This window comes from Halanaerobium saccharolyticum (assembly GCF_003053565.1).
In the GTDB taxonomy this organism is placed as follows: Bacteria; Bacillota; Halanaerobiia; order Halanaerobiales; family Halanaerobiaceae; genus Halanaerobium; species Halanaerobium saccharolyticum_B.
Genome location: NZ_QAXS01000001.1, coordinates 84,222 through 99,940, shown reverse-complemented (window position 1 = coordinate 99,940; position 15,719 = coordinate 84,222). Strand labels below are relative to the sequence as shown.

Sequence of the window (15,719 nt, the reverse complement as noted above, 5' to 3'; positions counted from 1 at the left end):
CAATAATTACAGTATAAGTTTACAGCTGTCTTTACAGCAAAAACAAAAAATTATTATTCCAGCAAATAACCCTTTTCTCTTAATTCTGCCTTGATTTTTTCTAAAACCTGCTCATTAACCGCTTCAATTGTATGCAGATGGATCCCATCAGTCAATTTTGAAAGCAGTGCTGCCTCATTATCCTGATAATTTTTAATGAAATTATCTACATCAGCAAGGGTACTAATCATCAAATTTCCGCTCAGCTCACCGTAGATTGGGTGCTCAACCTTAACATCAATAACTCTTCCCCCATAATTAACTACAGTTGAAAGCTCATCTCTGAGTTCTTCCTGATCACCGTGGCGGCAGGCAATAGAAGCTTTAACAGTTGTCATCCCCAGATTATCTTCATAAAAGTATCCCTGAGAGGTGGCAACAATTTTTTCTCCCTGAGCTCTAAGCAGGGCGATATCCTGAACAATAACCTGGCGGCTGACCCCAAATTCTTCGGCAAGTTGAGAACCTATCAATGCCTCATTTGAAGCTTTTAACCGCTGCAAAAGTTTATGTCTTCGCTCCTGAGTTTTAATTTTTATCACCTCATTTTAATTGTCTTGCTGACTATTATATCATCTGAATTGACAGCTGTAAAGACATTATTTTTTTAGAATAAAAATAAAGATAAATTCAAGAGATTATCCTGGTAGCTGTCATTTAAATGACTAAAAAATAAACCCCCTCAATTAGGACAGATATTTTGCTGCAGCTCTGTCCAATCAAGGGGGCTTACTCTATCAAATTTATTAAATTTAGCGTTAATTTTCAGTATTTCCTTCGGGCTGACTATTTTCCTCTTCGACTCCGCGAGTATTATCTTCAGCCTCAATTAATAACCTTCCCCCACCGACATAACTTTTATTAGGGAAAACTACTCTCACCTGATAGGGAAACACTTCTCCGCTCATTGGATCCTGATATGATTTTTTCATAATTATTACCTGAAACTGAACCACATCATTTTCTATATAATAAATCTTGTCCTCACCAGCAGGACCCAGCCAGAGATCATCAACAGGTGCCTTAATCTCTAAATTACCATAATCATTAACAAATTTTATTCTCTGATCATCTTTCACTTCAACCAGCCAGCCAGGCTCATTTCCTACTGCCCGGAACTGAACCCCTTCTTCTCTTGCCTGTTCCCAGACATCAATTTCCTCAGCCTGAACTGCTGCCAAAAACATAAACATAGCTGCCAAAACACTCACCAGCACTACAATTTTTTTCAAGAGTCTCTCCCCCTCTAAGCTTTAAAAAGAATATATTTTTCTTGATCAGAATAAACAATATCTAAATCAAAATCTGAAGCAATTTTATTAAATGTTTTTTGATTATAAAAAACTATATGGGTAGGATCCCATTTATACCACCAGTCTTCGAAGTCTTCCGGACCAGGATGAAACGAAGTCATCACCGCCAGATAAGAACCTTCCTTAAGGTGAGAAGTCAAAAGCTCCATTTCTTTAACTGGATCTGAAAAATGTTCGAAAACCTCAGTTGAAGTAATTAAATCATAATTTTTATTTGAAAATACTTTTTCTGGGAAAAAATAAGGGTCATAGCGGTCAACTTTAAGTCCCTGCGACTGCAGAAGGTCAGCCAGTACCGGCCCCGGACCACAGCCAAATTCCAGACCATTATTTAGCTCATCTAAATTAATATGGGGTTTTATAACCTCAGCTATAAAATCTTTGAACATCCTGACATAACCTTCATTTTGATGGTTATTATCATGCCCCTCATAGCGCTCTTTTTCCTCACTCTGCTCAACAATTTCTGCTGGATCTATAAAAATTACCTCACACTGCTGACAGTGGTAATACTTATTCTGAATATTTAAGACTTCTAAATCACTGCTTCCACAAATCTTACACTCCAAAACTTACACTCCTCTTTCTCTTTAACTTGATTTTTACCCGCTCATAAACAACTTCTTGCATCTAACTGGCAAAACTAAACGAGTTAAATTTATATTTAATATCCTATATTCTATTATATTACATCAGCTCTGCTTTTGTAAATCAATTTGCTCTAAAAATATTTATTATCCAGAAAATTGTTAAATTGTTAAACAGGAACTATAATTACTCCTTCAAACTTGATAAGATTACTATGGATTAATAACCGCGGCTAATAGTTATTAATAAGGAGGAAATTTAAATTGGCCAGAAAACGTGGTCCAAGATTTAAAGAATCAAGAAGACTGGGTGTTAATATTTATGGACATCCCAAGGCAATGAAAAGAGCAGATGGAACATTTAATAGAGCAAATAGAAAGTTATCTAATTACGGACAACAGCTGCTGGAAAAACAGCGTCTGCGCGCATATTACGGACTGATGGAGAAGAAATTCAGCCGCTATGTAGAAGATGCTGCCAGTGAAGATGGTGTGACAGGTGATAATCTGATTAAAAAATTGGAAAAAAGACTGGATAATCTTGTTTATCGATCAGGCTTTGCCCGCTCAATTAGGCAGGCCAGACAGATGGTTGTTCACGGTCATATTTTAGTCAACGGCAGGAAAATTGATATACCTTCCTATCAACTTCAGATTGGTGATCAGATTACTTTGAGAGAAAAATATAGAAAAAATAATTTGTTTAGAGAAAATTTTCTGGACAGACACTTAAGTCCGATCAGCTATCTGGAAAGAGATTTTGACAATTTTGAGGCAAAACTGGTTTCAGAAATTGAAATAGAGGAAATCCCAATTGAAATTAATGATCAGCTGGTAATAGAATTTTATTCCAGAAAATAAATTGACAATAAATCAAGCAAAGGTGCCGAAGCCTCTCCTAAATTTGAGAGTCTTAAGGCACCTTTTTTATTAAACTTTATAAAATTTAAAAAAATTTACCTACCGAGATAGCCGCCATCAACCGGAATTACTGTTCCGTTTAGGTAATTAGAAGCTCTCGAAGCAAGAAAAATCACTATCCCCTTCATATCTTCCGGCTTTCCCCACCTGCCGGCGGGAATTCTGGACATAATAAGTTCATTTCTTTCGGGATTATTTACTAAAGCTGTATTCATATCTGTGTCCATATAACCAGGGGCAACTGCATTAACATTAATTCCTTTTGCAGCCCACTCATTAGCAAGAGCCTTCGTTAACTGAGCAACTCCACCTTTGCTGGCCGCATAAGCAGGAACGGTATAGCCGCCAAAAAAACTAAGTAAAGAAGCAATATTAATTATTTTTCCACCATCATTTTTAAGCATTTCTTTTGCTGCCAGCTGAGATAAAATAAAAACTGAATTCAAATTAACTTCAATTACATCATCCCAGTCTTTTTCTGAAAACTCTTCCGCTTTATTTCTCCGCTGAATACCAGCGTTATTGACCAGAATATCAAGCTGGCCTTCAAACTCAGCCATAACTTGCTGAAATGAATTTTTAATTTCCTCTCGCTTTGTCAAATCAAAACTGAGTCCTGAAACAGGATAACCATTTTCCTGCAGCTCAGCTGCTGTTTTTAAAACTCTGTCAGAAACTCCTGTTATAATAACCTCTGCTCCAGCCTCTAAGAGCGCTTCAGCCATCGCTCGTCCCAGCCCTCTGCTGCCGCCGGTAACTAAGGCCTTCTTCCCTGTTAAATCAAACAAATCCATTTTGATCATCCTTTATATAAAATATTTTGTTCTTTTTATCACTTGTACCGGGTCCAAAACAATTGTTTTGGACCCGGTACAAGTATATATCATCACAAATGGTAGGGCTCGTTATTATTAATTTTAAAGGCACGGTAGATCTGCTCCAGTAAAATTAAGCGAATCATCTGGTGGGTAAATGTCATATGGGAGAGCGAAAATCTGTAATCTGCCTGCTGCAGTACAAACTCACTCAAGCCGGTTGCGCCCCCGATTATAAAGGTAAAAGAGCTGTAGCCTCTTACCTGCAGATTATTTAGTGATTTAGCAAAACCGGTAGATGTCATCGGTTTCCCCTTAACATCAAGGGCAAAAGTATATGTTCTTTCGGGAATGTTTTTTACTATCCGCTCCCCTTCGAGAGCCTGCAGGGCTTCAAGATCTTTAGAGGAAGGGTTTTTCGGAACCACTTCATCTTTAAGTTCAATAATATTTAAACTGCAGTAGCGGCTTAAACGTTTTTTAAATTCTTCTATTCCCGGCTCTAAAAAAGATGATTTTAAACTGCCGACTGTAATAATATTAATATCAAGCATTAAAACAATTCCTTTTCTCTATCTTTTTTGTCAAGCCGGAAAAGAGGTGTTGTCTTATCCTGAGCAGCACAGCCCATTCGTAAGTCTTTTCCAACTTTTAATCCCGCTTCTTTCAAAGCATTGTTTACTGTAATATAGGCAACCTTTGGATTATTATTTTCTTCACTCAAATGAGCCAGCACTACTGTCGGAAAATTATCCTTAATTAAGCCGGGCAGTAAAGCTGCTGTGTCATCATTAGAGAGATGTCCTTCAATACCCTTAATTCTATTTTTTAAAAAATAAGGATATTTACCTGTCATCAGCATCTCCAGATCATGATTGGATTCCAGCACAAAAAAATCTGCACCTTTAATTTTTTTAATAATTTCCTCGTTCATTACCCCTGTATCAGTAGCCAGTACAATTTTTTTGCTGCCAGTCCGGCAGACATAACCCACCGGCTGAGAAGCATCATGAGAAATTGCATAAGGTGAAAAACTGAGCTCACCAATCATAAAATCTCCAGTAAAGATTCTCTTATTTTTCGGTGCAATCTTACCCAGGTCAGATTCTGCTCCAGCCCAGGTCCCATCATTAGCATAGATTGGGAGATCGTAGCGGCGGGAGAGGATTCCTACTCCTTTAATATGATCTTTATGTTCGTGAGTAATCAATAAAGCATCCAGCTCAGCTGGATCAAGATCCAGAGCAGCCATCCGTTCTTCCAGACCTTTACCGCTTAAACCGGCATCAATTAAAACAGAATATTTGCCGGCTCTAATATAGGTGGAATTACCTTTGCTGCCACTGGATAAAACCGCTGTTTCGATCCTCACTATCTATTCACCCTTTGCTTCCATTTCTTCCTGCCAGCTTAAATGATAGATTAAGGAAACAATTCCTACTGCCAGGTCTTCATTTTTAACTTCAATTTCATCAGGAACATAAAGTCTGGTAGGAGCAAAGTTCCAGATTGCCTTAATTCCAGCTTCAATCATCTGATCAGCAACTTCCTGAGCCGCATCAGTCGGAACAGCAATTACTCCCAGTTTTATATCATTTTCTTCAACTATCTTTTCCATATCCTGAGCACTCTGAACCTCACGCTCATTGATTAAATTCCCGATCTTATCCAGATCATTGTCCAGCACATGTGAAATTTCAAATCCCATCATAGCAAAACTTTTATAATTAACCAGAGCCCTTCCCAGGTTACCGGCACCAACTAAAATTGCCGGCCAAACCCGGTCAACCCCCAGAATTTTACCTACTGATTTTTTAAGTTCACTGACATTATAGCCAACTCCGCGGCGCCCAAACTCTCCGTAGTAAGAGAGGTCCTTGCGCACCTGAGTTGAAGGTATATCCAGTTTTCCTCCCAGATCCTTAGAAGAAACTACCTCAACTTCTTCAAAAGTGTCCATCTTATCGAGACATCTGTAATATAAGGGCAGCCTCTCAATTGTGGCCTTGGGTATATTCTCTCTATTTTTCACTGTGAATTCCTCCCGCTTTAATTATTATTTTACCTGACTTCCATTTGCAATATCAGAACTTACTGTTGATAAAACCATCTTACCTTCTGGATCAGAGGCAGCTAAGATCATACCCTCTGACTTAACTCCAAAAATTGTGGCTGGCTCTAAATTGGCTACAATCAAAATCTTACGGCCAATTACATCTTCAGCACTAAAATGCTTGGCAATACCTGCCACCAGTTGTCTTTCTTCCAGGCCAATATCAACTTTTAACTTGAGAAGTTTATTGCTGCCTTCAATTTTTTCTGCCTCTAAAATTTCAGCAACTCTAATATCTGCATCCATAAATTCTTCAAAAGTAATTCTATCCTTGATATCCACTAAATCCAAATCATTTTCCTCCTCATTCTTTTCAGCTTCAGCCTCTTCTTTACGGGCCTCAACCTTTTCAAAATACTCCTCTATATCTATTCTTGGGAACATTGGTTCCCCATTATAAACCTTAACACCTGTTTTTAAAGCACCCCAGTTGGCAGCCTCCCAGTCGGCATTTTTAATTTCTTCAAGCTGGCCGAGCTGTTCACCCATTTTATAAGGCGCCTCTGTCAGAAAAGGCTTTAACATTACTGCAGTAATCCTCAATGATTCCAGTAGATTGTAGAGCACAGTTTTTAATCTTTCGCGACTCTCTTCTTCTCTGGCTAAAATCCAGGGTGTTGTCTGATCAATATATTTATTAGTCCTGCGCACAAAATTCCATATTTTTTCGAGTGCTGCAGTATATTTAAGCTCTTCCATTTCAACTTCTACTTCTTTTTTTGTCTCAGCGGCCAGGTCAATCAATTCCTTATCCACTGCCTCTTTTTCTCCCGGCTCCGGAATCTCACTATCAAAATACTGCTCCACCATGGAAACAGTTCTGTTCAGAAGATTACCCAGGTCATTTGCCAGGTCAGAGTTAATCCGCTGAATCAGTGCCTCTGTAGAATATTTGCCGTCAGTACCAAAGGCAACTTCCCGCAGCAGGTAGTAGCGAATTGCATCCTTACCAAAGTCATTGATTAAAACTACGGGATCAACTACATTCCCCTTCGACTTTGACATCTTACCTGTCTCACTTAAGAGCCAGCCGTGACCAAATACCTGATCCGGTAATTCCAGATCCAGGGCCATCAAAATAATCGGCCAGATAACTGTATGGAAGCGGAGAATATCCTTGCCAACCAGATGTAAATCAGCAGGCCAGTAGCGCTCAAAGTTCTCCTGGTCTGTCTCATAACCGATGGCTGTAATATAGTTGCTTAAAGCATCAATCCAGACATAAATAACATGATCCTCATCAATAGGCACCGGAACTCCCCAGTCAAAGGTAGTTCTTGAGACACTTAAATCATCAAGTCCATTTTCAATAAAATTAATCATCTCATTGCGGCGTGATTCCGGCTCAATAAACTCCGGATGACTTTTAATATGTTCTAATAGACGATCTGCATATTTCCCCATTTTAAAGAAATAACTTTCTTCTTCTACCCATTCTACCGGGCGGTGACAGTCAGGACAGACCTTCTCGCCATTTTCCTCTTCCAGCTGTCTTTCGGTCCAGAAAGCCTCACAGGGAGTACAGTACCAGCCCTCATATTTACCTTTGTAAATATCACCCTTATCATAGAGCTTTTTGAAAATTTTCTGCACAACTTTTTCATGGCGCTCTTCTGTAGTACGGATAAAGTAATCATAATCAATATCCAGCTTATCCCAGAGATCTTTAAAAGTTGCTACGATCTGATCCACATATTCTTTGGGTTCTTTACCTGCTTCCTGAGCCTTGCGCTCAATCTTCTGCCCGTGCTCATCAGAACCGGTTAAAAACATGGTGTCATAACCCTGCATCTTCTTATAGCGGGCAATTGTGTCGGCAGCCACTGTTGTATAAGCATGGCCGATATGTAATTTATCACTTGGATAGTAGATTGGTGTTGTTACATAATAGGTATCTCTGCTCAAAATTGATCATCCTTTCCAAATTTAATCATCAATATTTTGATCTAATTATTTATAAAAATTGTGTTCAAAACTATTCAAATTTATCTTTATCAACTGAAATAACCACTGCTTCTTTATAAACATCACTCTTTGGCAGTTCCCTCAGGCTGGCAACCTTTTTAATTGCCTGCTTTTTGGTCATTCCACTCTCAATTAAAAGTTTAAGATGTTCCAGAATGCTTAAATCTTCCCAGCCTTCACTTTCCTCTTCCACTTCGCTGCGGCCGGCAACAACTACAACTATTTCCCCTTTTATTTCCTGACTCTGCAGGCGCTCTTTAAGCTCAGCCACTGTTCCATAATATTTTTCTTCGTGCATTTTGGTTATTTCGCGGGCAACAACTGCCTGGCGTGAGGCCAGCTCACTACTGAATTGACTTAAATCTTTAAGTGTATCATTAAGTCGATAGGGAGACTCATAAAAGGCTGTAGTATCTTTTGCTAAAGCCAGCTCCTCCAAAAACTGCTGACGTTTTTTGCCGAAGCGGGGAATAAAAGCTTTAAAGGAAAAAGTAGAAATGTCAAGTCCCGAAACCACCAGAGCAGCTAAAAAAGCACTCGGTCCGGGGATCGGAACAACTTCTATTCCGGCTGCTACTGCCTTTTTTACCAGAATTTCTCCTGGATCTGAAACACCGGGCATCCCGGCATCACTAACTAAAGCAATATCTTTACCCTCTATTAAAAGCTCAATCAGCTCTCTGCTTCTTTCTTTTTCGTTGTGCTCATGATAGCTGAGCATCTTCTTTTTGATTGAAAAATAGTTTAAAAGTTTCTGGCTTCTGCGGGTATCCTCACAGGCGATTAAATCAACATTTTTTAGGGTGGCCAGCAGCCGCTGACTGACATCATCTAAATTGCCGATTGGAGTCCCACATAAATAAAGCTTTGCTGCTTGCAAAAAAATTCCTCCTAGTAAAAATTAATCCTCTAATTTATTCCTGACCATAAATTTCCTTCAGCTCCCGGGTATATTCACTGCTCTGATCCTGATAAATTATTAAAACCGGTTTGACTCTGAGGCCGGGATTGGCTCCCTTTTTGGCTTTGAGCAAAAAAATATCAGCTTCGCTGTCACGGCGTGCCTGGACCAGGCGCAGCTCCTTTGCCTGACAGTTATATCTGGCCAGTGCTTCTATCACCTCGGTCAGTCTTTCCGCGCGGTGGACAAGAAAAAAGTGGCCTCCGTATTTTAAAAGCCGGGCAGCCTCAGCCACAACATCCTCAAGTTCTGCATGAATTTCATGCCGGGCAGCTGCCACAAAATCGTTTTCCTTCATTTTGCCGCCTTCAACCGGCAGATAGGGAGGATTGGAAACAACAGCCTCAAATGAGCCGGCTTCCAGTTCAGAATCCAGCTGACAGAGATCCTGATTAATAATTTTAATCTGATCCTGCAGGTGGTTATATTCTACATTTCGCCTGGCCAGCTCAGCTGCCTCAGGCTGAATTTCTACCCCGGTTACTTCTACACCCTTATTTTTATATGCTAAAAGCAGTGGGATTACACCACTGCCTGTACCAAGATCAATCACTTTATCTCCCTGGCGGAGTTTCACAAAATTTGCTAAAAGTACAGAATCAGTTCCAAATTTAAAAAAACGATCGTCCTGTATAATTTCGAGCTCATCTTTAATTAAATAATGAATCTCTTCCATCAATTATTTCTCCTTACCCTGATTTTCCAGCAGATTTAAACAAAAAAGACAGTCTCCTTTTCTTTTTTCTCCAAAACTTAAAGGACAGACATGATAACCTTCATCATAAATATGAATCAAATTACTGTATCCTTCTTTTTCGACCACAGCTTCTTCGGCCTCTTCCTGATCTTTAAAAAGAAGTGACCTTAATTCTTCGTTTTCCCGCTGCAGCTCTTCATTTTCCTGATATAATTTGTAGGTAATATCTTTAAGTTTATGAAAACGGAGGGAAAGTGCCTCGATCTGTTCCTGAAAATGGGCAAGGCTGCTCAATATTTCCTGATCCATTAAATTTCCTTCCTTTCCATTTAATCTAAGTCATATTCGTCCAGATCATCTACATCAACTTCGATATTTTCCTCTGTGCCAATATCAACTTCTACCGTATGTTTAACCAGATTACGGTCTACAACTTTTCCTTTACCCATCTCCAGCTCAATTTTTTCGCCAACATTGGGCATTAACCTTTTTAGAGTTTTATAGGTCTGGGATTCGTAGCGCAGACAGCACATCAAGCGGCCGCAGAGACCTGATATTTTGGAAGGATTTAATGATAAATCCTGTTTTTTAGCCATTTTAATCGAAATTGGTTGAAAATCCCGCAGGAAAGTAGCACAGCAGACCGGCAGTCCACAGGGTCCAAGGCCGCCAAGCATTTTGGCCTCATCCCGAACACCAATCTGACGCAGTTCAATTCTGGTTTTAAAAACAGATGCCAGATCCTTAACGAGTTCTCTAAAATCTACCCTGCCGTCAGCTGTAAAGTAAAATATAATTTTATTGTGGTCAAAAGTATATTCTACATCTATCAGCTTCATCGGCAGTCCGTGTTTATCAATTTTTTTAAGACAAATATCAAATGCTTCTTCTTCCAGTTCAAGATTGCGTTCATGTCTATCTCTATCTTTTAAAGTCGCCTTTCTGATAACATCCTTTAAAGGCGCCACTATTTCGTCATCTGAGACTTCTTTTTTACCAACAACTACTTCGGCATATTCTATACCCCGGGCAGTCTCTACTATTACATAATCTCCGGTTTTTATCTCTAAATCATCAGGATCAAAATAATAGATTTTTCCGGCTTTTTTAAAACTTACTCCAACTACCGTCTTCATTAAAATACACACCTCATTTATCTATTCTTGATCAGGCTGGCGCAGTTTGAAAAATAAGACTTCCAGACTAAGTTCTTCTCGAATGTTGCGCTCTATATATTCTTCAGTCTGAGCTATTAACTCCAAATCACTAATCAACCCCTGCAGGCTCAGCTCTGCAGCAAGCTCTTTTAATTCCTCAAAATAGTCTTTATTGATCACTGCTTCCAGATAATCCTGTTTAATCATCATTATATCGCGATACCAGTCTGATAGCAAATTAAAACAGGGAAAATCAGCTTTAAGCAGTGATGTGATTTTTTCAGTAATTTTGAAAATTTCTATTGTATTTTTGGATTTTATATCTTTCAGAAAATCATAAATCTGCTGTCTTTCTTTAAAATAGTCTTCAATTTCTATAATATCCAAAGCCCTGCCCGGACTTCCAGCAGCAGCCAGGCTGATAATTTCTGCTCTTTCTTCAGTCAAGCCTTCTGCAAGCAGCATTTTTTTGATCTCTGCTCGATCTACATTCCGCAGCTTGATCTGCTGACAGCGGGAGACAATTGTCGGCAGCAGTTTGCCGCTGTCTTCAACCAGCAGGATGATCGTAGCAAAAGAGGGTGGTTCTTCTAAGGTTTTTAAAAGTGAATTGGCCGCCTCTTTCGTCATTTTCTCGGCTGCTTCAATAATATATATCTTGTGATCACTGTCATAGGGCTTATAGGCTATTTCCTTTTTTAACTCCCTGATCTGATCAATTGAAATTGCGCTTTTACCTTCCAGCACAGAAATCACCTTATAATCGGGATGATTCTGGTGATCCATTTTACGGCAGTTAATACAGCTGCCGCAGCTGTCAGCTTCAGCTTCCTCACAAAAACTGGCCTTTGCAAATTCAAAAGCCAGTTTTGACTTGCCGCTGCCTTTTTTTGCAGAAATAAGGTAGGCATGGCTGATTCGATCCTTTTTAATTTCATCCTGCAGTATTTCTACCGCTTCCTTTTGTCCAATAACTGAGTTAAAACTCATTTAAAAACTCCTTTAAACTTCTTCTGACTGGCTAAGAATCTGCTCTATAATTAAAAAGATAAATTAGAAAAATAGTCTACAGGGACTGCAGCTTAATCTCTACATCTTGATAAACTGCTCTACATCAATAATAAAAACAGTTGCTCCCCCAATTTTAATCTCCATGGGAAAGGAGTAATATCCCTCTAATGAATTTGCCACAGGTGACATTGGTGCTACAGTTTTGTTGCGCGACTCGCAATTTTCTTTGATGATATCCAGGACTTCCTCCACATGCTCCTCATCTGAGCCAATCATAAAAGTAGTATTCCCTTCTCTTAAAAAACCACCTGTAGATGCCATTTTAGTTGCCTGAAAACCAGCTGTTGTCAGTGCTTCCAGCAGATCAGCCGCATCATGGTCATGAACTACAGCAACTACCATCTTAACTGTTTTACCTGTTTCTGCTCTTTTTTCCATTAGAATAACCTCCTGGCGATAATTTTTTTTATATCTTTCTGGACTTCTTCTTTAGTTCCGCCCGCATCTACCAGGGCAAACCTTTCAGACTCTGCCATTTCAAGATAAGCATCTCTAACCCGCTGATGAAAATCGTCAACTTCTCTTTCCAGTCTGTCACCTGCTTCATCAAGGCTTAAAGCTCTGGCTCTTTTTAAGCCTTCTTTAATATCTATATCCAGTATCAAAGTTAGATCAGGCCAGGTTGAATCGATTACCCAGTCATTAATCTGATAAACCATCTCATAATCGAGACCTCTACCTGCAGCCTGATAGGCCAAATTTGAGTCTGCAAATCTATCTGAAATAACAATTTTTCCCTGCTCTAAAGCAGGTTTGATTTTTTCCTTAACATGCTGAGCTCTATCGGCAGCATAAAGAAGAATTTCTGTTCTGTAATCCATCGAATCATACTGAGGATCTAAAAGCAGCTGCCTGATTTTTTCTCCAAGAGGAGTTCCACCCGGCTCCCTGCTGACTAAAACCTCATAACCCTTTTCCTCCAGGTAACCTGCAAGTAAGTTGATCTGGGTTGTCTTTCCTGATCCCTCAATACCTTCGAATGTAATAAAAAAACCTTCTGCCAAAACCGCCAGCCCCTCTCTAAACTTTGTTAAAATAATCTTATTTATATTATAATTATATAATAATCACCCGGCTAATGCAATCAAGCTCAAAACTCTATTTAATTTTTTTAGCCGGGAATTTTTTCTGCTTTAAAGAAAAAAACCGACCGAACATTCTTCAATAAGACAGAACGCCCGTCGGTTAGATAATTAATATATCTTTAGCTGATTTTGATTTTTATCTGACTTAATCAAGACTAAGACTTAAATTTAAACTTCCTTCTTCTTTTTCTCCTGCTGCTTTTTCTTCTGAATCTGACTCTTGATCCATGTTTTTCATCTTAACTTCTTTAGCAGGAAAAGCATTTTCCTTTTCCTCAATGTATTCTGAAGCTTCGATTGCTGCTTTTGCGCCAGATCCAGCTGCAATTACAACCTGTCTGTAGTCAGGATCCTGTACATCACCACAGGCGAAAACTCCAGGCACATTTGTGTGCTGTTTTTTGTCTGTTACAATATAACCATAGTCATCCAGCTCAATCTGACCGTTAAGACATTCGGTGCGGGGATGATGACCGATAGCAACAAACAATCCATCTACATCAAGGTCCCGCTCTTCATTTGTTTTATTATTGAAAATGCGCAGTCCTTCTAATTTCTTTTCACCTTTGATACTTTTTACCTCTGTATCCCAGAGAATTTCGATATTTTCTTTGGCTTTTACTCTGTCACCAAGGATTTTGGCTCCTCTGAATTTATCACGGCGGTGCAGAATATATACCTTCTCTGCAAATTTAGCCAGGAAAGTTGATTCCCATAAAGCTGTGTCACCACCACCTACAATTGCCACCTCTTTGTTTCTGAAAAAGGCTGCATCACAGGTTGCACAGTAAGAAACTCCATTACCACGCAGGCTGTCCTCCTTGTCAAGACCTAAAGTCTTGGGCTCAGCACCGGTTGCGATAATAATCGAATCTGCAATGTATTCTCCAGCTTCAGTTTTTACAATAAATTTATCTCCAGAAAAATCAACTTCTTCAGCACTTTCATATTCCAGCCGCACACCAAAATTTTCGGCCTGCTCTGTCATCTTCTGAGTCAGCTCAAAACCTCCAACTGGCTCTGGAAAACCAGGATAGTTTTCAAGCTCGGAAGTTGTTGTAATCTGGCCACCTGGCTCAGGACCATTTAAAACCAGTGGTGCCACACCATTTCTTGCTGCATAAATGGAAGCAGAAAGACCACCAGGTCCACCACCAATAATAATCAAGTTTTCTTCCTGTCTATTTTTTTCGCTCATTTCAATTCCCCCTGTTATTACTTTAATAGGATTATGATTTTCATCATTTTAAATTCAATTTAGTTTAAAAACTTTTTAACTTACAGATATAATCTTAATACTATTTTGAGCTTATGTCTGTAAAACTAGCAACAAAGATATGATAGTGACAGCCCGCAAAAACTAAGCTTAGACTGGTCCAAACTATTTAAGCCAGTCTAAAACAAAAACTCTCTGCCTAAAAAAGCAGAGAGCTTATAATATCTATTTAGCTGCCTCAACTACAATTTTAATCAACACTGTAATTTGGAGCTTCTTTAGTAACCTTTACATCATGAGGATGGCTTTCGCGGAGACCGGCTGCAGAAATTCTGATCATCTTAGAATCATTGATCAGTGAATCAATATCCGGGGTTCCACAGTATCCCATACCCGATTTCAAACCTCCGAGCAGCTGATAAATTGTTTCACCTAATGTACCTTTATAGGGCACTCGACCTTCAATTCCCTCAGGCACAAATTTTTCTGCTTCAGTTTCATCTTCCTGGAAGTAGCGGTCCTTACTCCCCTTCTTCATCGCACCAACTGAGCCCATGCCGCGGTAAACTTTATAACTTCTTCCTTTATAAATTTCTAACTCTCCCGGGCTTTCTTCTGTTCCGGCCAGCAGGCTTCCAATCATTACTGTATTGGCTCCGGCAGAAATTGCCTTCACAATATCTCCGGAATATTTAATGCCGCCATCTGCAATAATTGTCTTACCATATTTTTTGGCTACCTCTGCAGAATCATTAATAGCAGTAATCTGAGGAACACCAACACCAGCTACAACTCTGGTCGTACAGATCGAGCCAGGTCCGATTCCAACTTTAACCACATCTGCTCCAGCTTTAATCAGTGCTTCTGTCGCTTCAGCAGTTGCCACATTACCTGCAACTACAGGTAATTCCGGGTACTTAGCTTTGATATTTTTAACCACATTTAATACATTTTGCGAATGGCCGTGAGCTGTATCAATAACCAGGATATCAACCCCTGCTTCTACTAAAGCAGCTACCCGCTCATCTGTATCATTACCGGTTCCTACAGCTGCAGCTGCCAGCAGTCTTCCCTGCTTATCCTTGGAGGCCAGCGGATACTGTTTTGCCTTTTCTATATCTTTAATAGTAATTAAACCTCTTAAAATTCCTTCATCATCAACAATTGGTAATTTTTCAATTTTATGTTTTCTTAACTGGTCCTTGGCACCCTCTAAATCGGTTCCAACTGGAGCAGTAACCAGTTCTTCGTCTGTCATTACTTCCGAAACAGGACGTTTATAATCCTCGACAAAACGGAGATCTCTATTGGTTAAAATTCCGAGCAGTTTTTCATCTTTATCAACAATCGGCACCCCAGAAATATGATATTTAGACATCAGGGCTTCAGCCTCTTCAATCAAGGCATCCGGAGTTAAGAAAAAGGGATCAACAATGACTCCACTTTCAGAGCGCTTTACTCGATCAACTTCTGCTGCCTGATCTGCAATCGGCATATTTTTGTGAATAACACCCAGACCACCCTCTCTGGCCATTGCAATTGCCATATCACCTTCAGTAACAGTGTCCATTCCAGCAGAGATAATCGGAGTGTTGAGATAAATTTCATCAGTCAGTTTAGATCTTGTACTTACTTCTTTGGGTACTACATTTGATTCTGCCGGTACCAGCAGAACATCATCAAAAGTCAAGCCTTCTTTAATTATTTTTTCCATAACCAACCTCCTTGGATTTTTTAAAAATTAATGCTAAAAATTATGAACTGTAAGCCATTAAATTA

General features: G+C 39.4%; 18 protein-coding genes. 1 reads left to right on the top strand and 17 read right to left on the bottom strand.

The features are described from left to right. Positions 1–53: 53 nt before the first annotated feature. The 3 genes from C8C76_RS00455 to C8C76_RS00445 form a co-directional block, all read right to left on the bottom strand. Positions 54–572, bottom strand: coding sequence for a transcription repressor NadR (locus tag C8C76_RS00455; RefSeq protein ID WP_108137825.1), 519 nt, complete (start codon positions 570–572; stop codon positions 54–56). Between the two features lie 225 nt (positions 573–797). Beyond that, the gene (locus tag C8C76_RS00450) at positions 798–1,271 is read right to left on the bottom strand and encodes a hypothetical protein (protein ID WP_258222388.1); all 474 of its coding nucleotides are present in this window, start codon (positions 1,269–1,271) and stop codon (positions 798–800) included. A 14-nt stretch (positions 1,272–1,285) separates the two neighbouring features. Then, complete coding sequence (locus C8C76_RS00445) at positions 1,286–1,921, bottom strand: class I SAM-dependent methyltransferase (protein WP_108137579.1); 636 nt, start codon at positions 1,919–1,921, stop codon at positions 1,286–1,288. 282 nt (positions 1,922–2,203) lie between these two features. Between C8C76_RS00445 and rpsD the strand changes: the two genes are divergently transcribed. Continuing rightward, positions 2,204–2,800, top strand: coding sequence for a 30S ribosomal protein S4 (rpsD, locus tag C8C76_RS00440; RefSeq protein ID WP_108137578.1), 597 nt, complete (start codon positions 2,204–2,206; stop codon positions 2,798–2,800). 95 nt (positions 2,801–2,895) lie between these two features. Here rpsD and C8C76_RS00435 read toward each other — a convergent pair whose 3' ends face one another. The 14 genes from C8C76_RS00435 to guaB form a co-directional block, all read right to left on the bottom strand. Next, a complete protein-coding gene (locus C8C76_RS00435; protein WP_108137576.1) occupies positions 2,896–3,654 on the bottom strand; it encodes an SDR family oxidoreductase in 759 nt (252 codons plus the stop codon). Positions 3,655–3,746: 92 nt separating this feature from the next. Continuing rightward, complete coding sequence (rlmH, locus tag C8C76_RS00430) at positions 3,747–4,229, bottom strand: 23S rRNA (pseudouridine(1915)-N(3))-methyltransferase RlmH (RefSeq protein WP_108137574.1); 483 nt, start codon at positions 4,227–4,229, stop codon at positions 3,747–3,749. Then, positions 4,229–5,047, bottom strand: coding sequence for an MBL fold metallo-hydrolase (locus C8C76_RS00425; RefSeq protein WP_108137572.1), 819 nt, complete (start codon positions 5,045–5,047; stop codon positions 4,229–4,231). The genes rlmH and C8C76_RS00425 overlap by 1 nt, the downstream gene beginning before the upstream one ends. A 3-nt stretch (positions 5,048–5,050) precedes the next feature. Next, positions 5,051–5,707 carry a redox-sensing transcriptional repressor Rex gene (locus tag C8C76_RS00420; RefSeq protein ID WP_108137570.1) on the bottom strand — a complete coding sequence of 219 codons (657 nt, stop codon included), beginning with the start codon at positions 5,705–5,707 and terminating at the stop codon, positions 5,051–5,053. A 24-nt stretch (positions 5,708–5,731) separates the two neighbouring features. After that, on the bottom strand, positions 5,732–7,693 hold the full coding sequence (gene metG, locus C8C76_RS00415) for a methionine--tRNA ligase (RefSeq protein ID WP_108137568.1): 1,962 nt from the start codon (positions 7,691–7,693) through the stop codon (positions 5,732–5,734). Positions 7,694–7,763: 70 nt separating this feature from the next. Further along, positions 7,764–8,633: a 16S rRNA (cytidine(1402)-2'-O)-methyltransferase gene (rsmI, locus tag C8C76_RS00410; protein WP_108137565.1), complete on the bottom strand. Its 870-nt coding sequence runs from the start codon at positions 8,631–8,633 to the stop codon at positions 7,764–7,766. A 34-nt stretch (positions 8,634–8,667) separates the two neighbouring features. After that, complete coding sequence (locus C8C76_RS00405; RefSeq protein WP_108137563.1) at positions 8,668–9,390, bottom strand: tRNA1(Val) (adenine(37)-N6)-methyltransferase; 723 nt, start codon at positions 9,388–9,390, stop codon at positions 8,668–8,670. 3 nt (positions 9,391–9,393) lie between these two features. Continuing rightward, positions 9,394–9,720 carry an initiation-control protein YabA gene (locus C8C76_RS00400; protein ID WP_076544139.1) on the bottom strand — a complete coding sequence of 109 codons (327 nt, stop codon included), beginning with the start codon at positions 9,718–9,720 and terminating at the stop codon, positions 9,394–9,396. Positions 9,721–9,740: 20 nt separating this feature from the next. Beyond that, on the bottom strand, positions 9,741–10,547 hold the full coding sequence (locus C8C76_RS00395) for a PSP1 domain-containing protein (protein WP_108137561.1): 807 nt from the start codon (positions 10,545–10,547) through the stop codon (positions 9,741–9,743). A 21-nt stretch (positions 10,548–10,568) separates the two neighbouring features. Beyond that, the gene (gene holB / locus C8C76_RS00390) at positions 10,569–11,558 is read right to left on the bottom strand and encodes a DNA polymerase III subunit delta' (protein ID WP_108137559.1); all 990 of its coding nucleotides are present in this window, start codon (positions 11,556–11,558) and stop codon (positions 10,569–10,571) included. Positions 11,559–11,657: 99 nt separating this feature from the next. Beyond that, positions 11,658–12,017: a cyclic-di-AMP receptor gene (locus tag C8C76_RS00385; protein ID WP_108137557.1), complete on the bottom strand. Its 360-nt coding sequence runs from the start codon at positions 12,015–12,017 to the stop codon at positions 11,658–11,660. Further along, positions 12,017–12,643 carry a dTMP kinase gene (gene tmk / locus C8C76_RS00380; protein WP_108137555.1) on the bottom strand — a complete coding sequence of 209 codons (627 nt, stop codon included), beginning with the start codon at positions 12,641–12,643 and terminating at the stop codon, positions 12,017–12,019. The genes C8C76_RS00385 and tmk overlap by 1 nt, the downstream gene beginning before the upstream one ends. Before the next feature lie 226 nt (positions 12,644–12,869). Continuing rightward, positions 12,870–13,922, bottom strand: coding sequence for a thioredoxin-disulfide reductase (gene trxB, locus C8C76_RS00375; RefSeq protein WP_108137553.1), 1,053 nt, complete (start codon positions 13,920–13,922; stop codon positions 12,870–12,872). Between the two features lie 268 nt (positions 13,923–14,190). Next, a complete protein-coding gene (gene guaB, locus C8C76_RS00370; RefSeq protein ID WP_108137551.1) occupies positions 14,191–15,654 on the bottom strand; it encodes an IMP dehydrogenase in 1,464 nt (487 codons plus the stop codon). Positions 15,655–15,719 lie beyond the last annotated feature (65 nt).